Below are 25,475 nucleotides of genomic sequence, written 5' to 3' on the forward strand. Positions count from 1 at the left end.
CATTTTTACTATACTCATAGAAAGTGTACAAAACTTGCACATTTCCCACTATTTACGTTAATAAAGAGTTTCTACATTCATAGTAGTTTCTCAGCCGCCGATATGCGACATTTCAATTTTCGGCATTGTTTTTTTATTTGTATTGCTTAACCGTTCGTCTGAATAATGGTCTGAACGATTATTCCAAATGTCACGAATAACATTAGTAATCTCCTCATCCGTATATCCAGAACGAAGTAATTCTTTAATATCGTTTCCTTTAGAAGCAAACAAGCATGTATACAATTTTCCTTCTGCTGAAATACGCGCTCTTGTACATGATGAACAGAACGAATCTGTTACAGATGAAATAATTCCTATTTCTTCATTACTACCGATATAGCGATAACGTGTCGCAACTTCACCAGGATAGTTCGCTTCAATATGTTCAAGCAGCATAACTTCATTAATCATCTTTAGTATTTCTTGCTTAGAAACTACTTCTCCTAATTCCCAGCCGTTAAAATTACCGACATCCATATATTCAATGAACCGAAGGATATGCTTATTCTCTTTAAAGTACTCTGCCATCTGAACGATGTCTTGCTCATTTTTCCCTTTTTGAACAACCATGTTCATTTTAATTTTCATTCCGGCTTCCGCTGCAGCCTGTATTCCTGCAAGAACAGTTTTCACTTTACTTCTATTCCCATTTAAATAAGAGAAGCGCTCTTCATTTAACGAGTCTAAACTAACTGTCACACGAGATAAACCCGCCTTATATAAATCAGGAGCAAATTTTTTAAGTAATGATCCATTTGTCGTTAAACCAATATCCTCTACTCCATCAATTTCGTTTAACCGTTGTATGAGTTTAGGTAGGTCTTTTCGTAGTAAAGGCTCTCCCCCAGTAATACGTAACTTTCTGACACCTAAAGAAACGAAAATACGTGTAATCCTTTCAATTTCATCAAAAGATAAAATTTTATCATTAGACAAAAAAGAATAATCACGACCAAATATTTCTTCTGGCATACAATATCGACAGCGAAAATTACAGCGATCAGTCACAGAAATACGTAAATCCTTTAAAGGACGATCTAATTTGTCTAATGTAACAGATTTCATGATTATTGCCTCGTTTCTACTTATTTTATATTTATAATCCGCTCTGGATGCGTATATACATTTAAAGATTTATTACGAATGAAGCCTATTGTAGTAATCCCTAACTGCTCCGCTAGCTCAAGTGCTAACTCAGTTGGAGCTGATTTTGACAATATTACTTCACAGCCAATTTTCGCAACTTTTAATAGAATTTCAGAAGAGATACGTCCACTAAAAACAATAATTTTATCACCAATAGAAATGTTATTTTTTAAACAATAACCGTAAATTTTATCTAAAGCGTTATGTCTTCCGATATCCATGCGACTTAAAATAATTCCACTCACATCACATAAAGCTGCATTATGGACACCGCCTGTATCTTGAAAAGTGGATGCAGATTGCTGCATATCATTCATTAACCGAAAGCAATCCTCAGCAGAGATCTTTATGCGAATATCATTCATTTCTTTCGCAGTCAGCGCATCATTTGCGAACACAAACCCTTGCCTACTCATTCCACAGCACGAAGTAATATAACGTTTGTTTTGCATGTCACGATAATAAGGATTGATTTTCGTCGTTTTCACATGAACATACCCTTCTTTTTCCTGTACCCATATTTCATCAATATCTTCATACTTTCGGATAATGCCTTCAGATGCTAGAAAGCCTATTACCATGTCTTCAATATACTCTGGAGTACTAACCATTGTAACAAATTCCTGGCCGTTAATTTTAACCGTAACAGGAAACTCTGTTACAATGCTGTCCTCTATATATTTAAATTCGCCTTGCTCATATTTAAAAATTCCCCGTTCCACCTGAATCGATTTCACGATGAGTATCCTTCTCTCACGTTATATTTTTATCAAAGACAAACACTGAAACTGCAATATCTTCATCTACTTTCATATCAGAAAACAGATGAACTAACTTCGCACCAACAAGTTCTTCTAAATGTTCATGAGGATTAGCCGCATACACTTCTTGAATCATTTTCGTGCGGGCCATATGAACCATTTCCGCCCCATCCATAGTTCCCGAAATGAATTTCTCTGTAGGTGTCAAATTCCCATAAAGTGTAGCAATCGCCATGTTTTCGGTAAATACAGTATGAATTCGTTCCGGCCCTTTCCCGAATAACTCTTTTCGAAGCTTTCGGATCATATCATTAAATTCATGTACCATTTTTGACATACTCTCATTCCTCCCCTGTTCATTACCAATAACTTATCACATATTCTTTCATCATAACTATTTTAACAACATAACCTTTTCGTCTAAACTATTCACGAAAATAATAAGACGAAAAGGTTCATTTTTAAAAATCACTTCAACATGCATACAACGTATGAAATACTATTATTGTTGCTTACCTACTCTTCTTTTAATCCTTTACCCATACCTTTTAAGAAATGAAGCCCAAATCCGATAGCACGGTTAATATCTGGATCCTTTAGTACTTTCATAAGATCGAATACACCAACCTTTTTATTACTTTGCAGATGCTCATTACCTTCTTCCAGCCCTACTAATAAACTACCTATAAGCTTTTTCGTAAGTTCTGGGTCAAGTTCTGTTAAAGCACCTGCAGCGCCCATCATATTATTAATTAAATTTGTAACAGGTTCACGAGTAACTTGACCGAGAATAATTTTTGCGATTGGTTCTTTCGCTTTCAACATTGAGTTTGCCGCTTCCAGCATCCCAATGTCATTCAGTTCACCTACTATATTAAACATTTGATTTAACGCTTCTTCATTATTCGTTAAAAGTTCTTTTAAATCTTCGAGTTTTTGTTGTTTTATTTCTTCCTCAGTTAGCTCCTGCTTTTGAATCGCTTGAATAGGTGCTGCCATCTCCTTTTCTCCTCCCTATTTATCTGTTAAGTGTACGTACCCTGGACGAGCCCACTTACGATTTACCTCAATACCTTTTTGAGGATGGCGCTTTTTATTACGTGGATTCGTTTTCGGCATCGGATTTTCACCTTCTACTTCTAACACTTCCATACGTACTTTCGTTTGTTTATATGCAGGCGTATTCGTACGTTGATCGACAGCAGGACCTGTTAAGAAATTAATCGCTGTTTCGTTATCTGTCGAGTTCATCGGTAAATATAGCTCATTCGCTTTTACACGATCCGTTACAAGTGCACGTAATTTAAGCGCTCCAAAAGGAGATACAAGGCGTACTAATGAACCTGTTTTCACTCCGCGTTCTTTTGCAAGTTCTGAAGAAATCTCAACGAAAACACCCGGAACTTTCGATTGAATACCATTTGATTTATTCGTCATATTACCTTCATGGAAATGTTCCAGCATACGACCATTATTAATATGGAGATCATATTCTGCTGGGAATTCAGCAGGACGTACCCAATCAGCAATTGCAAAACGAGCTTTTTTGTCTGGGAAGTTAAATCCATCTTTGAAAAGAAGCGGCGTATTCGTTCCATCAAAACTTCCCCAATGGAAACTGTTCCACCCTTCAAGCACTTCATAGTTTGCATGTGCAAATAATGGTGATAAACTTGCCATTTCAGCAAAGATTTCACTTGGATGATTATAATTCCAGTTTGCACCTAATTTATTGGCAATCTGCTGTACAATCCACCAGTCTGGTTTCGCATCACCTAACGTCGGCAATACTTGATATAATCTTTGTACACGACGCTCAGTATTTGTAAACGTACCTTCTTTTTCAAGAGATGGTGCTGCCGGTAATACAACATCAGCGTATTGAGCCGTTTTAGAAAGGAACACATCTTGAACGACAAAGAATTCAAGACTTGATAGCACTTCATGTACATGATTTGCGTTCGAGTCTACAAGAGCCATATCTTCCCCAACAAGATACATTGCTTTCATTTTTCCTTCTTCAATTGCATGAAGCATTTCAATGTTATTCAGACCTGGTTTGTTATCAATTTTCACTCCGTAAGCTATTTCAAATTTCATACGTTCTATGTCGTCAGTAACGTGCTGATATCCCGGAAGCCAACCTGGGAGGGTTCCCATATCACAAGCACCTTGTACGTTGTTATGACCACGAAGTGGATATGCACCAGCACCTGGGCGACGATAATTTCCTGTTGCAAGAAGTAAGTTTGAAATCGCAGCAGAAGTATCTGAACCACCAGTATTTTGCGTTACACCCATTCCCCAAAGAATACACGTACCATCTGCATCACGAATCATTTCTGCCATTGTAACGAGCGTTTCTTTTGAAATGCCTGTAATCTCTTCTGCATATTCAAGCGTATATTCCGCGAGACTATCTTTGAAATCATCAAAGAAGTTTACATTATCATCGATGAACTGCTGATCATGCCAACCTTGATCAATCATATATTTCGTAACAGCCATTAACCATACTTGGTCTGTTCCTTGCTTTGGACTAATAAAGATATCTGAACGCTCTGCCATTTCAGTTCTACGAAGATCTGCAACAATTAGTTTTTGACCGTGAAGCTTATGCGCACGTTTCACACGAGTCGCTAATACTGGGTGACCTTCTGTTGGATTACAACCGACGATAATAACAAGACCCGATTGCGCAATATCTTTAATCGTTCCTGCATCTCCGCCCATACCAATTGTACGGAATAATCCATCTGTCGCTGGCGATTGACAATAGCGTGAGCAGTTATCAATGTTATTCGTTTCAAACACTTGGCGCGCTAATTTTTGAATAACATAATTATCCTCATTCGTAATTTTAGAAGAAGAAATAAAGCCGATAGAACCTTTACCGTGCTCTTCTTTAATAGAGCCCATTTTATTCGCCACTACATCAAGCGCTTCTTCCCAAGTTGATTCAATGAACACTCCATTTTTACGGATTAAAGGTTTCGTAAGTCGTTTTTCAGAATTAACGAAATCCCAACCGAATTTTCCTTTTACACAAGTAGAAATTGCATTAACTGGCGCCTCAGAAGTTGGTTGCACCTTTAAAATTTTGCGCCCTTTCGTCCATACTTCAAATGAACAACCTACACCACAAAACGTGCATACTGTTTTCGTCTTCTTCGTACGAGTGTCGCGCATCGCAGCTTCTACTTCTGACACAGCGAAAATACCACTATATCCAGGTTCAACCTCTTTAATAAGATCAACCATAGGCTCAAGAATATCAGGCTTTAACCCTGTCATAAATCCAGCTTCACCGAGCATCGATTTCTCCATTAATGCATTACAAGGACAAATTGTTACACATTGACCGCAGCTTACACATGAAGAATCGTTAATATCTACTCCTTCGTCCCAAATAACACGCGGGCGCTCTGCCTCCCAATCAATAGATAACGTTTCATTTACTTGTAAGTTTTGACACACCTCTACGCATTGACCACACGCGATACATTGATTCGGGTCATAGCGGTAAAATGGATGGGACATATCAACTTCGCCTGCATCAACTTTTGGTTCGTAAGGATATTTTTGATGCTCAATTTCCATTAATTCGGCCGTATTATGCAATTTACAATTCCCGTTATTGTTGTCACATACCGTACAGTAAAGCAAATGATTTTCCAATAAACGGTCCATCGCCTCATGTTGTGCTGCCTTCGCACTAATAGAAGCTAGTTCGATATTCATACCGTCCGTCACTACTGTAGAACACGATCGCACTAACTTTCCATTCACTTCTACAATACAAGTATCACACGTTTGAATAGGATCCACTTCTGGCACGTAACAAATTTGTGGATGTTCAATTTCGTTCTCATTAATAATGCCTAGTATAGTTGAACCAGGCTCAGCACTATATTCTTTACCGTCAATTGTAATATGAACCATGCTGTCGTTCATGGTTACTCCCCCTTTTTGAGAATAAAAAAACTCCACCACGGAAATATACGCACCACACTTTTGGCACGTTATCATCATGGTGGAGTAGTTTATTAGCACATCTTGCTAAAATACCAATCCATTTATTCATAAATAAAATGATAGATTCATAACAGGTCATATCACGATTCCATCTTTAACACCGTAATTATAGCGTTAAATCGGAAAATACACAATATAATTATCAATAAAAAGGACAAAGCACATAATGCTCTGACCTTTTTATTACCTTTCGGGATTATTTTTGGCTGAATTATTTCCCGGTGTAAACCAACCAATTAGTGCGATAGCAACTAATACTCCATAGAAGATTAAAGTCCACGTTGTACTGTGCGGAAAATCATGGTCTAAAATACCAATATCCTCATGGGCCAGCGTAATTACAGCTAATTTGACACCAACCCAAGCAACAATCGCATATGCTGTTGTCTCCAATGCTGGCCGTTTCTCAAGTAATTGTACAAACCAAGTTGCCGCAAATTTAATTAAAATAAGTCCAGCAATCCCACCAAGAAGTACAACAATGAACTGTCCTCCATCCATACCTCCGAAATCGTCAAGCGGTGAATCCGGAAGCCCCAAAGCAAGAGCAACTGCGGCTAATATTGAATCAATCGCGAAAGCAAGGTCAGCTAATGCAATTTTACCTACTGTGAACCAGTAGCTTTTACCTGCGGCTTCCTTTTCATCTTCCTCATGAATATTTTGATTGTCTTTTCCAAATTGCGCCTGAATGACATGCTTCAATCCTAAATAAAGAAGATAGGCGGCGCCTATTGCTTGTATTTGCCAAACATTTGCAATAAATGAAATCGCAAATAGGGCTGCAAATCGAAAAACAAAGGCCATAATGATTCCGTAATTTATAGCTTTTTTTTTCTCTTCTTCAGGTAAATGTTTCGCAATAACCGCTAGGACAAGGGCATTGTCAGCCGATAACAAGCCTTCTAATCCAATTAGAATTAATAATGCCCAAGCGTACTCTAGCCATATTGACTCCATCCGCTTCTCTCCTTTCTAAAACAAAAATGAGGTAAAGACTTTGCTAACAATAGAATTTCCTATTAGGCAAAATCAAATCCTAGAAATGGCGGCTACAATATTTTAACAGTTACTTTACTGTCCCCTATTTGTTATAATTTCAACAAAAAAAGAGATAGATTGTGCTTTTCATCCGTATCAAAACCGCAAACTAATGATATGACCTCTTTTTCCAGGTCACATCCATATCTGGTTTATTGTTGACCACACATCATTTATTTCAGTTTCACTACCCATGTTTTTACAAAATACATATTTTTTTAGAACATTTTCATACAAAACAAAAGGGAAATACATAGTGTATATGTATTTCCCTTTTGTTTTGTACCCATTTTTTATTATGATATGGTCATAAGACCGCTACTATCAACCACAATTTTCATTTTTCCGTCTTGAGCGTTATATAATCCCAGCTTATGTAAATCTTGTTTACACTCTTTTACGAAGAAAGGCAACGTACGAATTTGATCGATATCAGAGCTCGCAATGAAATGAATTAAATGGTGCGTCATTTCTTTAATATCATGTACAAGGTCTTCCTTCTCTCTTTTTAACCTTTCATTTTCAGTTCGTAATGAATGTACCTCACCTTCAAGACTTCGAGCATTCTTTTCTTCTTTCGAACGCTCTGCAGCCATACTAGAAAGCTTATAGATTCCCTCCATAAACTGATGTAATTCATACTCTTTCTTTTCACGGGATTGACTAATTGTCTCAAAATTATCAACGATACCAGATATAACAGTTACGAGATTCTTTTCGTCCTCTTCACTTTGGAAATCTTCTTTTACTTCCTGTTTTCTTTCTTGTTTCGTCTCAACAACGGTAGCCTTTACAGGTGTATATTTGCGTTTTCGACCCGGCTTCTGTTTTTCAATATTTTCAAACGGGATTTCTTGTTTTTTTAATTTATAATACGTATTCTGTAATTGACTTTCTGTTTTTGGAAATAAATTCAGTTCATTTTTACTAACATATTTTGAAATATTCGCTATATTTAAGCCTTGACGCTGACAAAATTGATATACTTCATACAGTAATTCTAGTTCAGACTTTAACCATGTAATTCCTGATTTTTCATATACTCGCATACCGCCATTTTTTTCTATATCTATTTGAAATAATACCATTTTATTATATAAATCGATTAGTTCTTCATACTTTACTCGGAATTGTTTCTCTATTTTTTTAAATTCCGCCTCTAATTTCATATTGTTCGTTTTATTATTTGACATGTTTTGTAAAAGTTTTAATACATTGATTGCTGTGTGGTGATACATACTCTGTGTCACTCCCCCTCATCCTTTCACAATTCTCATCTGACTCCCATGTCTTTTAAGAAAATAGCAATTTTTACATATCCATATTATAGCATTTCGAAATTGTCTGTCAAATAATTAACACACTAAAAAGTATATAGAGTATATAAAAATAGAATAGATTTTTAAGTAAATCATACAAAATCTAACACGATGTTATATCGATAAAATTCATTCAATTCTATTATATGGTATTCCTAATATAATTTCACCGAAATTTTTTGAGCTATCGCGAAATATTACTAACACACTCCAGAGATACACTCTCTTATATTTTCAAATAAAGAAATCCTACCACTTATTAATTAAACCAATCAATAATCCCTAAATAAGAACAGCTAAATACTTGAAAGAGAGTATTGTCATAAACACTCTAGAGACGTTTGATTTTTTATACCTGTACATACTAAAAAGAAACTAGCCAGTACTATACGGCTGTTCCTCTTTTCAGCTAAAAATGTATTTTACGCCGACTCTTCCAACTAAAAACGCTTTTCAAAACCTTTTACAACACTAGCTTATCAACTAAACCAATTAACTCTTGAATGTCTGGCTTACTCACTTGAGCATCCGCCCCAACTGTCTCACCTTTATAGAATAATTCGTTTGTAATTAACGAAGAGAAAATAATAACTGGTAATTGCTTCATTACTTCACTATCTTTAATTATTTTCGTTAAATGATGTCCATCCATTTTTGGCATTTCAATATCTGTAATAAGCAGATGAATATGTTCAAACATTTTTTCATCTTGCTCTTTTGCTAGTTTTTCAATTTGTGCTAATGCTTCTGCACCATTACTGAAGAAATTCATTTTCGTATATCCAGCTGTTGATAATGTTTCTTCTAATATTTGGCGAAGCATCGCTGAATCTTCCGCAATATAAATAACTTTTTCAGCTCGATCTGTTTTTTGTTCTAATCCTGAAAGTGTTTTATTCTCATAACCACTGTTACTAATTTCGCAAACAATTTTCTCATAATCTAACAATAAGATGATTTTCCCATCTAGTTTTACAATTCCTGACGTCGTTTGTTCTAGTCCCATAGATAATGAAGCTGGTTCATCAATTTGTTCCCAAGAAATACGTTGAATTCGATGCACTTCATCAACACGGAAAATAACTTTCATTTGGTTTAATTCCGAAATGATAAATTTCGTTTGATCAAGTGGCTTTGTAGATCTTAAATTAAGGGCTGTCGCTAAATTAATAACAGGTAAAATTTCACCGCGTACTTGAACAACACCTTCAACTGCATGATGAGATTCCGGTACAGTTGTAACAGGGAATGGATTAATAATTTCACGCACTTTCATTACATTGATGCTAAATAAATTTTCACCAACAGTATAAGTTACGATTTCTAATTCGTTTGTTCCACTTTCTAATAAAATACTTTGTGCTTGTGACATAAAAGTGTCGCTCCCCTTCCATTAATTCTGTATATCTATTTATTAAGCTTTATTAAACATCAAAAGTCAATTATCTATATAAAAAATATAGATAATTGAGTGAGCCTTACAGTTTAAAAATAATAAAAACAGTGGTAAAGCTTAATCTTGTATAAACGAAGCAAGTGCCTCTAATAACACTTCTTGCGCTCCTACAATTTCTGTTGGCATCGCTTCCCATTTTTTCGAAAGCTCTATTTCCACTCTCACTCTAAGCTCTGGATTCATTTCTCCTAGCACATAATCCTTTGTCGCTATATCAACATCAAGGAGTGCAAGTGCATATAATTCCGGATCGTTTATTTTTTTAAATAATTGTTTCAATACCGCCGGTGCTATATGTTTTAATTTTTCAATATGAATTTCCTTATCCGTAAATAGTAACTCATATTGAATAAACGTAACATTTTCTTTAATCACTTTAAAATAGCAATTATTCTTTTTATCATTTACAAAATAACCGTTCGGATCTGCCATAATACCCTCTACTTTACGAATTAAATCTGGCAAACTACTCGCCGTCATTATAGTCCGCTGCTCAACCTCACTCGGCGAAATGAATGTAACGCGATACTTAGTCTGCGCCATCCTCCTCACCTCTCCTTTTATATAAACTTAGTCTAATTGTACAATATAACACAACTATCTTAAATTAATCTAAATAATCTATTTCAAATCACTACTTATAGACCCTATCTTCAAAGAGAGAAGAGGCACCACCACAATTGACTTTCGGCCTTCTCAACTAACCTATCTCATTCATGGCTCATCGCCTCTTCAACTATCTTAGAACCACTCCATATCTCTCGTTTTACAACATGCGAGCCACTCATAGACACTAACCGCTACTAAACATCGCTGGGCCCTCTCTCAAAACCTAAAAAAAGCGTTTAAGAACTTTTATGCCCCTTTCAACAACTCCATGTTATTAAACCAAAAAGCAAGATGCTGATCCGTAATATCCGGCAACATAACGAAAAACTCACGGCACTTCATCTCATCTTTAAACAGTTGATACTTCCAAGCGCCTTCACTACCAATACTTACGAAATAAAACTCGTGTATACGGCCAATGATTACTTGTTTTTCACCAAACGAATATGGGGGCACTTGTTTGATTTCAAATTGATCTGGTAAATATACATGCTCTTCTCGTTCTATTTTTAACACTTGCTCAGCAAGCTCACGTTTATTTTCGAAAAAAGGCAATTGTAAAATTCGCTCTTGTCTTGTCATACGAATATAAAACCCTTTCTACTACGTTACAATTTTTCTTTACTATTTATTATCGGATTAAGTTTACAACTTCATTTAATACTTCATCTGAAATTTTAATTACTTTCGCATTTCCTTGGAAGCCTCGTTGGTATAACATTAAATCAACAAATTCTACAGATAAATCTACGTTTGCACCTTCTTGTGCACCACCACGTACTTTTCCTGCACCATTTTGACCAGATACACCTAGTGCTAAAATACCAGTTGTATTTGTCGCTGTAAAGTTACCATTACCAGTTTTCATTAGGCCGCCTTCATTCGGGAGCATCCCAACAGCTAATTGACCTGCCGCTTTCATACTTCCATCAGAATATTTTACCATCACATATCCACCGTCAGCAATAAAACAATCTTTAACAGTTGCCGCGGGTCTACCATCTACGTTTGTTACTGCTATTGTTTTCTCTGTCGGGTGGTTTGTTAATTTACTAAAATCTATTTTTACTGTTCCACCATTAAATGGAATATCCGCTTCAGGATTTACTGGATCTGGCTTCCCTACTGCATCGAATGCCACATTACCACCTGCGCCTTGAACCTCTGTAAACTCAGTTTCTTTTTTCGAGTCATTACGCATCTTTACTGTATATTTGTAATTATGTTCACCATCTTGTGTAAACTCTACGCGCATTGTCCATGTATTACCGGCATCATCGTATGCAGGCAATTCTTGCGTAATGTGTTTTGCATCAGCTGGAATGTTCCCTCCAACTATACCTTTTGACGTTCGAATACCACCGATTGCTGATCCCATTGGAATTTGTAGTGGTCCTGGGATACCAGATAAGTCAACATTACCAGTTGATGGATCGGCTGGATAAGCGAATACATATTGACCTCCTGCATTCGTAATATAGTAATCTGAAGATATGGTAAAGGTCCCTTTACGTGTAAATTCCATATTTCCAGCTTTTGAATCACCAACAACGAAGAAACCATTACCTTCCATTGCTGCTTGTGCTTTACCACCGGTTAACGTAATTGTACCATCGCTATAATCCGTAACCGTTCCGCTCATTTTCACACCGTTACCGATACTTTTTGGGTTCGTCCCTGCGTATCTATCGTCACCTTTTGCACCAATTGAATTGTTGTACAGTAAATCATCAAACATTGCTTTTTGTTTTTTATAACCAACTGTTTGTGCATTGGCAATATTATTTGAAGTTACACTTAATGCATTTTGTGTTGCATTCATTCCTGTAATACTTGTATATAACGCTTTAATCATAATGCATGGACACTCCCTTATGAATTTGTTGTTTTTACTTCTTCAGTTACTTTTTGATCATCTTTCTTTACATCTTCTGGATTCGTTTCTCCAATCGGTTTATCAGATACTCTTTCAACGAAACGAAGAGATACAACTTTATTATCAATAACAAGCTGTACATCGTTATTTTCTGCAAGGCGAACTGTCTCTACTTGACCAGTCACTTTGTTCCCTTCACCGTCAATACCCCTTACATACTTTCCTAAAAACTTCATTCCGCCATCAAGTGCTGTCGAATACATCGTCGTTCTTAAAGAGTCAACTGCCTTTGTCATATTTTGCACTTGTTCCATAAGAGATAACTGCGCTGTTTGGTTTATCATTTGATTCATATCCATCGCATTGAATGGATCTTGATGCTGAAAACTCGCTAAAAACAATTTTAGAAAATCATCTTTCTCCATTGCACCGGGAGTTTTTTGAGTACTTGCTGATACTGATACTCCGTTTGTTTGTTGAACTGGCGACTGTACACCGTTAACAGGTGCGTTGCTTTTTTGCGCTCCCGCCTGTAACGGAATATGATTTGTACTCGTTGTATTTAATCCCACTGTTGGCACGCTTTATTCCTCCAATAATCCAGCAAATTCTTTCGATTCTTGTTTCTCTTGTTTCGTACTTGCTAGTTTTTGCTTTTGTCTTTGCTCTTGTTGGTCTTTACGATGCTCATCTTTTTCTGAATAACTAATTTGAATATTAATTTCTTTTTCTTTTAACTTTAGCTTCAATTCGTCAAAAATCATTTCAACACGTTTTTTCGCATCGTGTTTTTCCATTTCTACATGGACATCAATTTGATCTCCATGCTTTTTCATAAATACAGTTAATGTACCAAGTTTCTCTGGATTTAGCTGGAATAAAACACGTTCTTGTTTCACTACAAACTTTTGCAGAGCTTCTACTTGCGCTTCCATCTTCTTGCCTAAGTCAGGTAATGTAAACTTCTCAGCTCCACTATTTTGTTTTCCTATTTGGTCAGTACCCGTTGCTTTATTTAATAACTCAGCCCCGGTCGAATTTGAGTCATTTAACTGATCGGATTTTGGTAGCTCTACTTTCACATCATCACTCTCTGCTTTCGGGGGTTCTACTTCCTTAGCCCCCTCTTGTTTCTTTGCAATATTACAAATTTCTGATTCTACGACTTTTAATACTTGCAATGTCTGCTCTGGCATCGTCACCTTGTTTAACGCCACTTGCATTGTTTCTTCTAAATATATGACATTTTTAATATTCATGTTCGAAAGGATTTCTTGTAATTGTTGTAATTCAGCTGTAGACAATTCGTTCAGTTTAATATTTCCATATTCTTTATATAATTCTTGTATTTTCTGTATGTATTGATATAACGATTCCGACTGCACACGCAATTGCTCAATTGCAATCATTTGCCCAGATACAGCTAGTAATAATTGTTCTGTCTCTTTTTTTTCTTCTTTCTTTTCAATCGGCTTTTCTTTCGTTACCGTTTTTTTTGCGAGAAGATATTTTTTCTTCTCTTTTTCTGGTGCTTCTTCTCGTTTCGATTTCTCCGTTTTCGGCTGTTTTTTATTTTCAATTCTCATCGCACGATCGAATGAAGGATTTTCCTTTTTCGATTGTACTTCTAGCCCTTTGTCTTTTTGCGGAGGTAAACTTTGCTGCACCGGTAATACAAATTGTATCACTACATCCACCTCATCCGTTCATACACATTTTTAAATCAAGAAGCATTTTTTCTTCTAACTCTTCTTTTACTTTCGCAAGTTTCTTACAATCTTCTTGATACATTTCATCAATGACACGTTCTTTTTCTTTTATTTTCTCTAAAAGGCTTTCATTTTTTTGAATAAAACCTTCTGTTTTTTTAATTTTCCGATTCCATTCTTCTATTCTTTCAGGTGAAAATGTATGTGAAGACAGCATACCTACCATAATACGTTGCCCAGTTTGTACGACTTTACTACGTGATTTCAAAACATACAAATCATATTCTTTTTTTTGTTCTATTTTTCTTTTTTCAGCTGTTAGTTCGTACACTTCTTTCAAGATTTGTTCTTTCTCTTGACTAATCTGCAATTTTATCGTGTCGTACTGCTGTTTATCCACCCTTTTTCATAGCCCCTTCCTATTATAACGTTCCCTTTTTCTATTATATAGTTTTTTCACAAAAAAAACTGTGAAATATTAAAAACAAAAAAATAAGACCTCGAAGGGCAAGGTCTTATACAATATGGTGCATTGCTTGGACAACATCTTCAAAATGAAAGCTATCAGCTCGACCTTGTTTTAAAAACATATTTATATCTTCTACTCTATTTTTACATTCAAAAATATAAGCATTTTCTTCATTTTCTTGAATTGTTCCTAATTTAAAATACAATTCATTTTCTTTATAAATAGATAAAATTTTTCTCATTTTATTTGCAAGTTGCCAATGATTCGGCGATACGATTTCTTCCATAATCCTACTTACCGAATCTAATACAGAAATGGCAGGATAATGACTAAGAGTTGCGAGCTCACGTTTTAATACAATATGTCCATCTAAAATACCACGAGCTAAATCTGGTACAGGACCATTTAAATCATCACCATCAACTAACACTGTATAAATACCTGTTATTGATCCTTTTTGTGTTTTTCCGGATCGCTCTAATAACTTTTTCATATAACTTTCCATTAACAGTGTTTTACCACCGATTGGTAATTCCTTGACTGCAATGTCTACACTTCGGCGAGCGTCGGCAAAACGAGTAACTGAATCCATCATAAGTAATACATTATTTCCTTGGTCTCGGAAATATTCGGCAATCGATGTTGCAAGCTTTGCCGCCCGAAGTTGCATAAGGTGACTTTCATCTGACGTCGCTACAACAACGACGCTTGTTTTCATACCTTCTTCGCCTAATTCTTTTCGTATAAAGTCTTTTACTTCCCGGCCACGTTCACCTACTAAACTAATAACGTTAATATCAGCTTTTGCATTTTTCGCAATCATCCCAAGTAAAGTAGATTTACCAACACCCGATCCAGCAAAAATACCAATCTTTTGTCCGATACCAATCGTTAACATAGAATCAATCGATTTAATTCCCGTTTCAAATACGTCTGTAATTTCTTCACGCTCGAACGCATGAATCGGCGGTGCATCTAATTTTATTTTTTCCACTGGAATATTTTCAGCATCTTCGTTTAACACTTCTCCATTTGCACTTAACACTTTGCCAAGCAAATGATTACCACGGGGCACAACGACATCTTCTGCACTTAATGTAACTGAATCTCCGTAACACACTTTTTCTGTCTGTTCAAATGGGAGTAACATATTGTTTTCTTTTTCAATTGCAATCACTTCACATAAGATGCTATGCTCTCCAACGAGACAAACATCTCCAATCTTCGCTTTCGGTCCCTTCGCTACAAAAAACTGCTCTTGTACACTATGAACTTTGCCAACTTTCGTATAAAACGGTGTTTCAATAAACGTATTCCATTTATTATGTTCGTTCATGAACTTTCTGTTCATACATTTTGCTCCTCAAACAACTTTTTCTCTTCCCATTTACGACGAAGTTTCGCAAATATTGGTGCAAATTTAAATTCAAAGAACTCTTTCTCTTCCTCCAAAACAAACTCACCAAACTGTAAAGAAAAATCATACTTCCATTCTACTAATTGTAGTAACCAATACTCTTTCGTATTTTCTTTCTCTTCTTGTATACGCTCAAATGTTTCTGGATGAACCGTTATAATTAACTTTTCAAATGAAGTGGGTAATGTTTGAACGATCCCTGTTAATATTGGCAGAACGTCTAATAATCGTGAATCTATCGCTTGATTCACAATTTTTTCTGCTAATTGAAAAGATTGTTCCCATAATAATTCCGTCCATTCGTATGCTGTTTCTTGTTGCTCCTTTTGAAACTGCATATGCGCTGCTTCCATCTGTTCCATTTGTTCATGAATATGCATTTGAAACTCTTCTTTAGCCTGTAACAGCTGCTGACGTTCGTGTTCTAGCGTTTGCTGCTCTTTCCTTAGATGGTTCATTTCAATATGTAATGCATCATGCTGCGCAAGAAGCTCTGCATGATCTACTTGTATTTCCCCTTCATCATGAACTCGTATTGGTTTTGGAAACTGTAATTCATACGTTTCTTCAGAAAAAGAAACAGAATTCTTCGGAATTCTGTTTTTAAATAAGGACATCATCTTCACCTCTTTGAATGATAATTCTTCCTTCTTTCTCTAGCTTTTTCACTGTACCTGTGATCATTTGCTGCGCTTTTTCAGCATCCGTCATCTTAAGCGGTCCTAAGCCATCTAACTCTTCTAGAATCATCTCTTTACGGTTTGAAGACATACATGTAAATAATTTCTCTTTAATTTCTTCTTTTGCAATTTTAATTGCTTTCGCAATAACACCATTATCTGTAATTTCTTCTAACACACGGCGAATTGCAAGGTCTTCAAGACCGAGTAAGTCTTCAAAAACAAACATATTTTCTTTAATTTTCTCAGATAATTCATAATCGACTTCATCAAGCTTTTGAAAAACTGTTTTTTCAACGCCTCGTGAAACGTTATTTAAAATGTTCACAATCGTTTTCAAGCCATCTGTTTTGTTAATAGCACTAAATGCCATATTATTTAATTTTGCTTTTAATAACTCACCAATTTGATTAATTAGTTCACCATCTACTTGCTCTAGCTTCGCAATGCCCATTACCGTTTCTACACGTTTATGATCTGGTAATCTCTCAATTAATTGAGATGCTAGTTGCGGCTTAATATAAGAAGCAATAATTGCTATCGTTTGTGGCGATTCATCATTAAGCACTGTAAGAAGTGGCTCTAAATCTGTTAGTGAATTTAAGAATTCAAATGGATTATCTTTTTTGTACCAAAGGTCTTCTAATAATTTTTCCAACTCGTCTTCTGGCATATTTCTAAATATACGACGAATGTATTCTTTATCTGGAGTCACTAAATTCAATTCTTTTACATTTAGTTCATATAGAAACTCACCCAGTACATTTTCTAACGTTTCTGGTTTATATACACGAAACTTCGCAATTTCACGAAGTAACACTTCTTTTTCCTCAGCCGTCATATATTCAATGACTTTTGCTGCCACCTCTTCGTCTAATGTACGAATGAGAATGGCAGCTTTTTCTTTGGAGGAGATTTCATCTAACATTGTTTTTCCTCCCTTACTATCCGTTTAGCCATTTTTTAATAACTTTTGCCGTACTTTCTACATGCTCTCTCGTAGCTTCCTGCACTTGTTCATCTAATGTAGGTTCTATCGATTTTACTAGCTCTGGTTCTGGTACTATTTTTTCCTCAGGAATTTCCATAATACTTTCACTACTTGCAGCAACTTCCTCTTCTGCTAAGTATTCATCATATTCCTCTTCTTCTTTCTTTTTCTTACGTCTTGCTAAGAAGAACCATAATAGGCCACCAAGCGCTAACAAGCCACCTGTAATTCCACCGAATAACCACCAATTAATACCACTTTCTTCTGGTTTTTTCTCTTTCTCTACTTTCGGTTGATCGAACTGAACAGTTACAACGTTAACTTGACCATTTATAAAGTTTCCGTTCGGGTCAGCTTGAAGTCCAGCTGCTGTACCAATTGCTTCTTTAAACGTTGTCATATCAATTCTTCGTTTTACTAACGTATCGTTATCTACCCATACAACAACATTTGTTTTCGTTAACTCTGGATGTTTCTTGATTGTTTCAACTGTTTTATCTATTTCATAGTTTTCAATTTTGTTACTGTTATTATTCTCATAGACGACCTTACCATCTTGATTATTGTTCGTACCGTAGTTTGGCACTTCACCGTTCGCTGTAATACCAGCACTTTGCTTTGGATTATCTTGTGCCGTTGAGCGTTCTTCTTGCTCTTGTTTACTACGAAGTACACCTTTATCACCATATTTTTCTGACTGACGTGTAACTTCATCGTAGTTTACAGACACTTTCGTGTTCACTTTATATTCATTTGGTTTAAACATCGTCAGTAACGTTGCATCAATATCTTGCTTTAATTTACCTTCAATTTGATGCTGCATCTCTACTTCTTTTTCATAAGAAGAGGAACTAGTAGAATGTGCTTCATCTGCTCCTTTTGAGATAACACCTTTTTTACTATCAATAACGCTTACTTCTTCTGCTTTTACGCCAGGAACTGCCGCACTAATCATTTGCTGTATACCCGCAACTTGATCAGCTGTTAATAGTTGTCCACGTTTCACACCAATAGTAATTGCTGCTGTTCCCTTTGCCTTTTCTTCATCAAAAATGGTTTCTTTTTCAGGTAATGTAATTTGCACATTTGCCGTTTCAATTGTCGCAAAGTTTCGTACAATATCTTGCTCCAATTGCTTTTTCGTACCGACAATCTGCTTCATTTTCTTATCTTGCTCACTTGAACCGAGCGAGCTTTCTAATAAAATTTCCTCACCGCTTTTTGAATTAAATGGTAAGCCCATTCCATTCATTTCTTTTCGAACCCATGGAGCATCGTTCTTTTGCACACGAATCGAACCATCGGCTGCTAATTGGTAATCAACACCTAGCTTCGATAATTCTGCTGTAATCTCTTGCTTATCTGCATCATTTAAATTTTGATATACAACAACATATTTATCTGGCAAGGTGAAGTATAAAAGTGCTCCTGTTACAATTGCTAAAAGCGCAGCACCAATGATTAACTTATGCCACGTTTTTAACGATTGGAAAACATTTTTTATCTTTTCCATTTAAACACACCCGTCCATTTTCCTAAATTTGCATATTAATTAGTGACTTATAATTCTCAATAAGATTATCTCGTACAAGAGTAGCCGTTTTCATTTGTGCTTCAGCTTTCTTCTGCTGAATTAAAACGTCATGTGTTTCTCCTACCCCTTTTGTCAATAAATCATATACCGCAGTTTGTGTATTGTTTTGCGTTTTATTCATATCTTCCAATAAATCAATAAAGCTTTTACCTTCAACTACAGATGTTTGTGAAGTTTTCGGTGCTCCAAATGGCTGTGTATTTAACAATGGTTGGATTTTCATATTTCCCCTCTTCCCTCTTATCCTCGGCCGATTTCTAAATCTTTATCGAGCATTTTTTTGTTTGCATTTAATACACTTGTATTTGCTTCATACATTTTTTGAGCAACCATTACATTCGTCATCTCAGCTGTCACATCAATGTTCGGATAACGTACATATCCTTCTTCATTTGCATGTGGATGCGTTGGATCATATACTAGATTTTCATTTCGATCTGTTTCAATACTTTTTATTTTCACTCCGTTAGCAGGAACTCCCTCTAGCATATTTGCAAAATTATTATTTGATTCTAGCACCACACTTCGGCGGTGATACGGCTCTGCGTCTGGTGCTCCCGTCGTATTCGCATTTACGATATTGTTAGAAGTAACTTCCATCCATTTTCTCGCTGTAGTTAGCGCTGAGCCACTTGCATTAATTGCTTGGAACATTGTTGTCTCTCCTTCTACTCTTAACGTCCACGTGCTGCTTGGTTAATTGCGTATTGCGTATTAATCGCATTAATTGAGATACCATATAATTGGTTTGTTTTCATTAAATCTAGCATTTCTGTCGTTACATCCACGCTATTTCCATCTTTATTCGTTTGCATTGATTTCGTTTGGATCTTTGCATATGTATTTTTCATATTTGCTGTCGGTAAGTGCATTTCATTCGTTTGATATAAGTCTGAATTACTCTTTAAATCCGCAGCATTTTTTTTGAATAGTGGATTATTCATATTTATTTGTTCAGCAAATGTTACATCTTGCGCTTTATAGCCCGGTGTATTCGCATTTGCAATATTACTAGAAACAGTATTTCGCTTCGTTACTAAATAGTTCATATAATGACTAACATCACTAACTAAGTCCGGCATATTCCACACCCTTCTTTTTTCCATCATACCGCTTACGACATGATCATCCACTGATGGAAGTTTCACTTCATTATTTATTTCCTTATATGTATTTATTAAAATATTACCTATTTTGTACCCTTTCATATTTTATTCCATTTTCCCATTGTTGTCTTTAGAAAAATACAAAAATATATAAAAGAATATAAAAAACTGTATTCACCTAGTAATCTATATAATATTTCGATATAAGAAGAATAAAATAACGTTCATTTTTTTAGATTATTGCTATTTTTCCATTACAGTCATAAAGTGAAACCTCAATCAGCGGAACGTCTTTATTCAAACAACAGAATGGATCCCCCTTGTAATAAGAGGAACCCGTTTCCATACTTAACAATTAATATTTACCGTAAAACGAATTAGCTTTCATTCGCCCATCATTTGTCATAATCATTTCTTCCAAAATCTTTTTCTTATCTCGAATATGTTGAGCTGCCTTTATTATTAATGGACTCACTTCCGCTGCAACATCCGCTCGCATCTTTTCATCCAAAGTCACCATCCAGCGATTTAACATAGCACTTTTCTCAGCAAATTCTTCATCTGACACTTGCAATTCACCGATTTCATTAAAACAGCCGACAAACGCTTGATAAATATCATTGTTCATTTTCAAGTGCTCCGCGGTAACCATCTATTAAATCTTGTAACACTTTCACAATCGCATCAATGTCTTTTGCTTCACGCGTGACTTTCATCGTCTGAATTTGAATGCTAATCCAATCGTATAAACCGAATAGACTATCATACAAATCTTCAGTAATCTCAGGATTTAATTGAAGCTTTAGCTCTTCAAAAATACGTTCTAATTTTTCAAGAAGCGTATCTCCTTCTTGGAGTTTAAAAGTATTTAAAAGCTCTTCTAAATTACGAAACTCAACGATACATCTTTCATAAATAAAAATTGTATTTTTAATTGGATTACTCGTCATAATGTCATTTTGCATATAGCGTTGCCATGCTTGCATACGATCACTTCCTTAACTTTCATTAATCATCACTTTTTTGCTTTGTCATTGCTTTAATTGTTTTTAGTTGCTGATCTAACATCGATAACTGTTGTTCTAACTTTGAATATTTATCAATAATGGTCTCTTGTTTTTGTTTATTCAGCTTATCTATTGCATCAATTTTTTTATCTAGCTCTTTTATTTGCCCCTCTATACTTTTTGACCTCTGCCCTATTACACCTTCATCTCCTAAAATACCATCTAGTTTTTTTTCTATCTCATGCCCTAGTCCATTAAAGCCAAAGAAGAACTGTTTTGCAGTTTCTGGATTCTCCTTAAAAGCCTTACTTAGCTTTTCTTCATCGAGAACCATTTTTCCAGTCTTATCGACTTCAATTCCAAATGAAAACATAAATTTATCATCTTGTTTGTGTCTAAATACATTAGCCATAATATTACTAATAGAAAATGCAATATTATTACCTTGCATAGCTCCATTTTCGCCGGCAAATAAATCGAGCGTTGAAACAGCCTTATTATATTGATCTCTCATTTTTTTTATCATATTAATTGATTCTTTAATGTTTGAATCTTCAATCGTAACCTTAATTGGTTCAGTCGTTTCCTTTTCCAAATTAATAGTTAATCCTGGAATTGTATCAATTTTATTAGAGGGACTGCTATCAGTCATACCATTAATTATAAATTCGGCATTTTGAGGCGCTGTTACTTGTTTGGCAATTACATTTTTTCCATCTATCATTTCTGAAGTTACCAATCCAATGTCTTTTAATATTCCACCTTCACCATCAACTAATTTAATTTCTCCATTTTTCCCAGCAGTAGTTGATGTGAAAAACAACTGTCCACCTAATGAATATACAGACACTCCATAATTTCCATTATTCATTTTATTAACAAAATCCTTATATGTCATCTCTTTAGTAAGCTTAACTTCTTTATCGTTAATACGAAATGTAGCATCTTTTCCAATTTCCGAATCCAAGTCGATTATATTTTTAGGATTTTCAGAATCAGATTTATCTATGAGTGTAGTTGTAATCTGATGTCTTTCCGCTACTTTTTTAACATTAATCGTATACGTTCCTGCAATTGCGGAAGCATCAGCTTGAACATTAATAAATCCCTCTTTAGACACCCCTGCTTTCTTCTCATTCCCTTTAAACGCATACATCTCCTTGAATACTTGCATAAAACTACCGAATTCTTTTTTCATACTCGCATATACATTTCGTTCCGTAGCTAAGGTTTGTTTTTGATTATTGTAAGGTGTTTTTTTCATTTCTAAAGCCTGTAATTCTAAATTTACTAGATTAGAGGTATCAATAATATTGTTACCAAGATTCCATATTTGCTGTCTTCCACCTAAATTTGATACTGAAGTCCCCAAATTTTTCACTTCTTTTCTACATATAATCTAAAATACTTGTCTTACTCATTGTACTAACCGCTTTTAATGTTGCCTCATACGTCGCATTTATATAAGCTAAATCTGAAATTGCTACCGCTAAATCTACATCTTCTATCTCTTTTCTATTTTCTTGAAGAGCTAGATTTTGTTCACTTAATATCGTCTTAAATGTGTCCACTGTATTTAATATCGAACCTACTTCAGTCGTACGATTCAATATATTATCTAGACTTTTTTTATTTTCTCCCATTACAGATTCCAGTGCATCTTGGTCTCCATTTTGCATAACATCTCTTATTTTTGTTAACGTTTTAATTACGGGTTCCAATAAATCTTTTCCATTGCGAAACATTTTGAGTTCATATCCATCATTTAATTTCCAGGTAACGTCATTTTCCCCACCTTGATATGTACCATCTTCTGCAAATGGTGGTTTTGAAGCACTATCTCCACCAAAAATATATCGCCCTTGTTCTTGTTTATTCGCTAAATACACCACTTGTTTTAAAAGCTGATCAATTTCTGCAGCGCTTGCTTTTAGTTCATTAGGACTATTCGTCCCGTTTACCGCTTGCAAAGTTAATTGATCCACTCTCGTTAAAGATTTCACAATACCTTGTAATGTATTTTCCGTTTGACTTAACACATTTCTAGAATCTGCTATATCCTTTTGCATCTGTTCAATATTTGCTAACGAATGTTGAATCGCAAATGATTTACTTGCTGCAAGTGGATCTTCACTCATGAGAAGATTTTTTTTACCAGAAGTTACTTGATTTCGGTGATATTGCTGTTGCACATTCAAATCCATCATCTGATTCTTTGCCCAGTTTGCATTTTGAAACGTCGATACTCTCATCCCTATCTTCTCCTTTATCTATATTTGACTTGGCAAGGGGAAGTAACTGCCACTTTGTACGGTTATTTTCTTTCTTACCATTCAACCATTTCATTTCTCTGATTTTACACGGCTTGATCCACTAAAAGGCTCTGTGCGCTTCTACCCTAGATTGGATCCATATAAAAGCTTTTCAATTCTTCTACATGTTATCTAATAATCGAAAACAGACTGTCAAATACTTCATTCATCGTTGTAATAGCCTTAGAGTTTGCCACGAAGTATTTCTGGAAGGCCATTAAATTAACCATTTCCTCTTCCATATTGACGCCTTCTATACTCATTTTTTCTTGCTGAATACCTTCTAATAAGTCTTTATGAATATTTTGATAAACATTCACCGCACTTTTATCAGAAGCCACACCAACTATAAATTGGTCTAACGCTTGTTTATAAGAAAGACCTTCTTTATAATCTCCATCTGTAATTCCTGCCAGTTTATTTGCTTTTTCAGCAGAAATTTTCATTTTCGAAACATCTTTTGCGAATTCAGGATTTAACTGAATATCTTTCGCATGATCTCCAACGAAGAAATCTTTTCCCATCACTGTATTCACTTGATTTTTCACAGAACTCATTAAGTCTTCAATATTTTTCTTATAACTAGCAATCTTCGCTATCGTATCTATTGCCGATTGAATTGCTCCACCTGTTAAAGGAATATCCGAGCCATAAATCGCAACAGTCATCGGTTCGTTCCCCTTATTTAATTGAAGTGGATATGTGTCTTGTCCATTTACTGTTAAAACGCCATTTATTCTAACATTTGAGATATTCGGATTTAAGGATTCATAAGACACTTCTATATTGGTATATTTAGACATCTCTGTAATAATGCGATCACGTTCATCAAATAGTTGATTAGGTACTTGTGTCCCTGCTTGTCCAATTTTTTTATTCGCTTCTGCTAAACTAGCACCAAGACGATTAAATTCATTGACATGCGCTTCAATATCTTCTGTCGCCTGTACTTCCGCTGTATCTAAGTTTTTCGCAAGACGATTTACTTGACTTGTGAACTTTCCAGTTTCAGCAACTAATGTATCGTAGTAGTTTGATTGTTCCGGATTTTTCGCGACTTCACGAAACGCATTAAAAAAACCATCCATTAAACTTGATAATGAATTTTTCCCTGTAGTTCCTACCATAGACTCTACTCGTGATAAAGTAGAATTCATATATGCGTAGTACGAGAACTGTGACAACTGATCATTAAATTGCTTCGTTTTCACTTCATCAGTAATTCGATCAACACCTAATGTTTGTACACCATAACCAATTCTCTGTCCTGGCGTATGACCGTTACTAGCTCCTACAGAACCTAAATTCACGGCTTGACGCACATAACCAGGTGTATGAATGTTAGATAAGTTTTGTTTCGTCGTTTGTAATCCCATTTGAGCCGCTAGCATACCAGATAGCGGCGTATTATAATCAGATAACCTCATAATGCTTCACTTCTCCTTTACAATAGTTCATTCATAAAGATTTGCGAATTATTGTTTTTCTCCAAATTGTATTCAGAAACGGAATCTACAATAATCTCTATATTTTTTAATAGTACGTTTAAGTGATATTGATTTTTCAAAAGAACCATTTTTACATTTTTGTCTAATTCATTTAAACTTTTTTGTATTTCTTCCACCTTTCCAATTTCTTCCGATGAAAAATACGAAAATAGCGAACGCATACGCAATGGTTCAACTTTCTTTTCTTTACAAAACTGAACAACCATCTCCTCAAAAGAGCGAGATAATCCTTTTACACCTTCTATGTATTGTAATTGTTCCACTTGCAGCTTTTGAACTGCATTTATATTTTTATGTTTTAAATTCTCATATATTTGTTCTCCAAGCGTTTGAATATTTTCATATGCTTTTTGAATAATAACAAGCTTTTCATATAATTGTATGTACATATAGCTTC

The 25,475-nt window shown here is 35.3% G+C and carries 28 protein-coding genes; all 28 read right to left on the reverse strand.

The window, feature by feature from the left end; translation table 11 throughout:
- Positions 1-90: 90 nt before the first annotated feature.
- The 28 genes from moaA to CDB3_RS16110 all read right to left on the reverse strand — a co-directional run bounded on the left by moaA (position 91) and on the right by CDB3_RS16110 (position 25,467).
- Positions 91-1,107, reverse strand: coding sequence for a GTP 3',8-cyclase MoaA (moaA, locus tag CDB3_RS15975; RefSeq protein WP_128855196.1), 1,017 nt, complete (start codon positions 1,105-1,107; stop codon positions 91-93).
- Between the two features lie 20 nt (positions 1,108-1,127).
- The gene (gene fdhD, locus CDB3_RS15980; protein ID WP_128855197.1) at positions 1,128-1,925 is read right to left on the reverse strand and encodes a formate dehydrogenase accessory sulfurtransferase FdhD; all 798 of its coding nucleotides are present in this window, start codon (positions 1,923-1,925) and stop codon (positions 1,128-1,130) included.
- Positions 1,926-1,941: 16 nt separating this feature from the next.
- Positions 1,942-2,286 (reverse strand): Na-translocating system protein MpsC family protein, encoded by a 345-nt coding sequence (locus CDB3_RS15985; RefSeq protein ID WP_000041502.1) that lies wholly within the window; start codon positions 2,284-2,286, stop codon positions 1,942-1,944.
- Positions 2,287-2,465: 179 nt separating this feature from the next.
- Positions 2,466-2,948 carry a helical membrane plugin domain-containing protein gene (locus CDB3_RS15990; RefSeq protein ID WP_128855198.1) on the reverse strand — a complete coding sequence of 161 codons (483 nt, stop codon included), beginning with the start codon at positions 2,946-2,948 and terminating at the stop codon, positions 2,466-2,468.
- Between the two features lie 15 nt (positions 2,949-2,963).
- Positions 2,964-5,903 carry a formate dehydrogenase subunit alpha gene (gene fdhF, locus CDB3_RS15995; protein WP_128855199.1) on the reverse strand — a complete coding sequence of 980 codons (2,940 nt, stop codon included), beginning with the start codon at positions 5,901-5,903 and terminating at the stop codon, positions 2,964-2,966.
- Entirely contained in the window at positions 5,872-6,063 is a 192-nt protein-coding gene (locus CDB3_RS16000; protein WP_097831632.1) for a hypothetical protein, read from the reverse strand. The genes fdhF and CDB3_RS16000 overlap by 32 nt, the downstream gene beginning before the upstream one ends.
- Positions 6,064-6,167: 104 nt before the next feature.
- On the reverse strand, positions 6,168-6,944 hold the full coding sequence (locus tag CDB3_RS16005) for a TerC family protein (protein WP_128855200.1): 777 nt from the start codon (positions 6,942-6,944) through the stop codon (positions 6,168-6,170).
- A gap of 377 nt (positions 6,945-7,321) precedes the next feature.
- Positions 7,322-8,263, reverse strand: a complete 942-nt coding sequence (locus tag CDB3_RS16010) for a DNA-binding domain-containing protein (RefSeq protein ID WP_128855268.1) — start codon at positions 8,261-8,263, stop codon at positions 7,322-7,324.
- A gap of 544 nt (positions 8,264-8,807) precedes the next feature.
- Complete coding sequence (locus tag CDB3_RS16015; protein WP_128855201.1) at positions 8,808-9,716, reverse strand: chemotaxis protein; 909 nt, start codon at positions 9,714-9,716, stop codon at positions 8,808-8,810.
- A 141-nt stretch (positions 9,717-9,857) separates the two neighbouring features.
- Positions 9,858-10,343: a LysR family transcriptional regulator gene (locus CDB3_RS16020; RefSeq protein ID WP_128855202.1), complete on the reverse strand. Its 486-nt coding sequence runs from the start codon at positions 10,341-10,343 to the stop codon at positions 9,858-9,860.
- A gap of 312 nt (positions 10,344-10,655) precedes the next feature.
- Positions 10,656-10,991 carry a DUF3964 family protein gene (locus tag CDB3_RS16025; RefSeq protein WP_128855203.1) on the reverse strand — a complete coding sequence of 112 codons (336 nt, stop codon included), beginning with the start codon at positions 10,989-10,991 and terminating at the stop codon, positions 10,656-10,658.
- 49 nt (positions 10,992-11,040) lie between these two features.
- Entirely contained in the window at positions 11,041-12,264 is a 1,224-nt protein-coding gene (locus tag CDB3_RS16030) for a flagellar hook protein FlgE (RefSeq protein WP_128855204.1), read from the reverse strand.
- Positions 12,265-12,281: 17 nt separating this feature from the next.
- Positions 12,282-12,866, reverse strand: coding sequence for a flagellar hook assembly protein FlgD (locus CDB3_RS16035; protein WP_128855205.1), 585 nt, complete (start codon positions 12,864-12,866; stop codon positions 12,282-12,284).
- A 3-nt stretch (positions 12,867-12,869) separates the two neighbouring features.
- Positions 12,870-13,973 carry a flagellar hook-length control protein FliK gene (locus CDB3_RS16040; RefSeq protein WP_179139712.1) on the reverse strand — a complete coding sequence of 368 codons (1,104 nt, stop codon included), beginning with the start codon at positions 13,971-13,973 and terminating at the stop codon, positions 12,870-12,872.
- Between the two features lie 10 nt (positions 13,974-13,983).
- Positions 13,984-14,394: a cytoplasmic protein gene (locus CDB3_RS16045; RefSeq protein WP_128855207.1), complete on the reverse strand. Its 411-nt coding sequence runs from the start codon at positions 14,392-14,394 to the stop codon at positions 13,984-13,986.
- A gap of 115 nt (positions 14,395-14,509) precedes the next feature.
- A complete protein-coding gene (locus tag CDB3_RS16050; RefSeq protein ID WP_128855208.1) occupies positions 14,510-15,814 on the reverse strand; it encodes a flagellar protein export ATPase FliI in 1,305 nt (434 codons plus the stop codon).
- Positions 15,811-16,497, reverse strand: a complete 687-nt coding sequence (locus tag CDB3_RS16055; RefSeq protein WP_128855209.1) for a FliH/SctL family protein — start codon at positions 16,495-16,497, stop codon at positions 15,811-15,813. Before CDB3_RS16055 ends, CDB3_RS16050 begins: the two co-directional genes overlap by 4 nt.
- Positions 16,484-17,488, reverse strand: coding sequence for a flagellar motor switch protein FliG (gene fliG / locus CDB3_RS16060; RefSeq protein WP_128855210.1), 1,005 nt, complete (start codon positions 17,486-17,488; stop codon positions 16,484-16,486). The genes CDB3_RS16055 and fliG overlap by 14 nt, the downstream gene beginning before the upstream one ends.
- Before the next feature lie 16 nt (positions 17,489-17,504).
- Entirely contained in the window at positions 17,505-19,064 is a 1,560-nt protein-coding gene (fliF, locus tag CDB3_RS16065) for a flagellar basal-body MS-ring/collar protein FliF (protein ID WP_128855211.1), read from the reverse strand.
- Between the two features lie 22 nt (positions 19,065-19,086).
- Positions 19,087-19,368, reverse strand: coding sequence for a flagellar hook-basal body complex protein FliE (gene fliE, locus CDB3_RS16070; protein WP_128855212.1), 282 nt, complete (start codon positions 19,366-19,368; stop codon positions 19,087-19,089).
- 17 nt (positions 19,369-19,385) lie between these two features.
- Positions 19,386-19,799, reverse strand: a complete 414-nt coding sequence (gene flgC / locus CDB3_RS16075; protein WP_128855213.1) for a flagellar basal body rod protein FlgC — start codon at positions 19,797-19,799, stop codon at positions 19,386-19,388.
- 20 nt (positions 19,800-19,819) lie between these two features.
- Positions 19,820-20,251, reverse strand: a complete 432-nt coding sequence (gene flgB, locus CDB3_RS16080) for a flagellar basal body rod protein FlgB (protein WP_128855269.1) — start codon at positions 20,249-20,251, stop codon at positions 19,820-19,822.
- 355 nt (positions 20,252-20,606) lie between these two features.
- The gene (locus tag CDB3_RS16085) at positions 20,607-20,879 is read right to left on the reverse strand and encodes a flagellar biosynthesis protein FlgG (RefSeq protein ID WP_128855214.1); all 273 of its coding nucleotides are present in this window, start codon (positions 20,877-20,879) and stop codon (positions 20,607-20,609) included.
- A complete protein-coding gene (locus CDB3_RS16090; RefSeq protein ID WP_128855215.1) occupies positions 20,869-21,237 on the reverse strand; it encodes a flagellar export chaperone FliS in 369 nt (122 codons plus the stop codon). The genes CDB3_RS16085 and CDB3_RS16090 overlap by 11 nt, the downstream gene beginning before the upstream one ends.
- 22 nt (positions 21,238-21,259) lie before the next feature.
- The gene (locus CDB3_RS16095) at positions 21,260-22,630 is read right to left on the reverse strand and encodes a flagellar hook-associated protein 2 (RefSeq protein WP_097831649.1); all 1,371 of its coding nucleotides are present in this window, start codon (positions 22,628-22,630) and stop codon (positions 21,260-21,262) included.
- A 16-nt stretch (positions 22,631-22,646) separates the two neighbouring features.
- Positions 22,647-23,510 carry a flagellar hook-associated protein 3 gene (locus tag CDB3_RS16100; RefSeq protein ID WP_128855216.1) on the reverse strand — a complete coding sequence of 288 codons (864 nt, stop codon included), beginning with the start codon at positions 23,508-23,510 and terminating at the stop codon, positions 22,647-22,649.
- 188 nt (positions 23,511-23,698) lie between these two features.
- Positions 23,699-24,997, reverse strand: coding sequence for a flagellar hook-associated protein FlgK (gene flgK, locus CDB3_RS16105; RefSeq protein ID WP_128855217.1), 1,299 nt, complete (start codon positions 24,995-24,997; stop codon positions 23,699-23,701).
- A 17-nt stretch (positions 24,998-25,014) separates the two neighbouring features.
- Positions 25,015-25,467, reverse strand: a complete 453-nt coding sequence (locus CDB3_RS16110; RefSeq protein ID WP_128855218.1) for a hypothetical protein — start codon at positions 25,465-25,467, stop codon at positions 25,015-25,017.
- Positions 25,468-25,475 lie beyond the last annotated feature (8 nt).

Origin of the sequence: Bacillus sp. CDB3 (assembly GCF_002081505.1) — a bacterium.
Lineage (GTDB): Bacteria > Bacillota > Bacilli > Bacillales > Bacillaceae_G > Bacillus_A > Bacillus_A cereus_AT.

Excerpts from the sequence above, each read along its gene's own strand:
- moaA (WP_128855196.1), bottom strand. The coding sequence starts at position 1,107 with ATGAAATCTGTTACATTAGACAAATTAGATCGTCCTTTAAAGGATTTA.
- CDB3_RS15985 (WP_000041502.1), bottom strand. The coding sequence starts at position 2,286 with ATGTCAAAAATGGTACATGAATTTAATGATATGATCCGAAAGCTTCGA.
- CDB3_RS15990 (WP_128855198.1), bottom strand. The coding sequence starts at position 2,948 with ATGGCAGCACCTATTCAAGCGATTCAAAAGCAGGAGCTAACTGAGGAA.
- fdhF (WP_128855199.1), bottom strand. The coding sequence starts at position 5,903 with ATGAACGACAGCATGGTTCATATTACAATTGACGGTAAAGAATATAGT.
- CDB3_RS16000 (WP_097831632.1), bottom strand. The coding sequence starts at position 6,063 with ATGACCTGTTATGAATCTATCATTTTATTTATGAATAAATGGATTGGT.
- CDB3_RS16005 (WP_128855200.1), bottom strand. The coding sequence starts at position 6,944 with ATGGAGTCAATATGGCTAGAGTACGCTTGGGCATTATTAATTCTAATT.
- CDB3_RS16010 (WP_128855268.1), bottom strand. The coding sequence starts at position 8,263 with ATGTATCACCACACAGCAATCAATGTATTAAAACTTTTACAAAACATG.
- CDB3_RS16015 (WP_128855201.1), bottom strand. The coding sequence starts at position 9,716 with ATGTCACAAGCACAAAGTATTTTATTAGAAAGTGGAACAAACGAATTA.
- CDB3_RS16020 (WP_128855202.1), bottom strand. The coding sequence starts at position 10,343 with ATGGCGCAGACTAAGTATCGCGTTACATTCATTTCGCCGAGTGAGGTT.
- CDB3_RS16025 (WP_128855203.1), bottom strand. The coding sequence starts at position 10,991 with ATGACAAGACAAGAGCGAATTTTACAATTGCCTTTTTTCGAAAATAAA.
- CDB3_RS16030 (WP_128855204.1), bottom strand. The coding sequence starts at position 12,264 with ATGATTAAAGCGTTATATACAAGTATTACAGGAATGAATGCAACACAA.
- CDB3_RS16050 (WP_128855208.1), bottom strand. The coding sequence starts at position 15,814 with ATGAACAGAAAGTTCATGAACGAACATAATAAATGGAATACGTTTATT.
- CDB3_RS16055 (WP_128855209.1), bottom strand. The coding sequence starts at position 16,497 with ATGTCCTTATTTAAAAACAGAATTCCGAAGAATTCTGTTTCTTTTTCT.
- fliG (WP_128855210.1), bottom strand. The coding sequence starts at position 17,488 with ATGTTAGATGAAATCTCCTCCAAAGAAAAAGCTGCCATTCTCATTCGT.
- fliF (WP_128855211.1), bottom strand. The coding sequence starts at position 19,064 with ATGGAAAAGATAAAAAATGTTTTCCAATCGTTAAAAACGTGGCATAAG.
- fliE (WP_128855212.1), bottom strand. The coding sequence starts at position 19,368 with ATGAAAATCCAACCATTGTTAAATACACAGCCATTTGGAGCACCGAAA.
- flgC (WP_128855213.1), bottom strand. The coding sequence starts at position 19,799 with ATGTTCCAAGCAATTAATGCAAGTGGCTCAGCGCTAACTACAGCGAGA.
- flgB (WP_128855269.1), bottom strand. The coding sequence starts at position 20,251 with ATGGAAAAAAGAAGGGTGTGGAATATGCCGGACTTAGTTAGTGATGTT.
- CDB3_RS16085 (WP_128855214.1), bottom strand. The coding sequence starts at position 20,879 with ATGAACAATGATATTTATCAAGCGTTTGTCGGCTGTTTTAATGAAATC.
- CDB3_RS16090 (WP_128855215.1), bottom strand. The coding sequence starts at position 21,237 with ATGCAAGCATGGCAACGCTATATGCAAAATGACATTATGACGAGTAAT.
- CDB3_RS16100 (WP_128855216.1), bottom strand. The coding sequence starts at position 23,510 with ATGAGAGTATCGACGTTTCAAAATGCAAACTGGGCAAAGAATCAGATG.
- flgK (WP_128855217.1), bottom strand. The coding sequence starts at position 24,997 with ATGAGGTTATCTGATTATAATACGCCGCTATCTGGTATGCTAGCGGCT.
- CDB3_RS16110 (WP_128855218.1), bottom strand. The coding sequence starts at position 25,467 with ATGTACATACAATTATATGAAAAGCTTGTTATTATTCAAAAAGCATAT.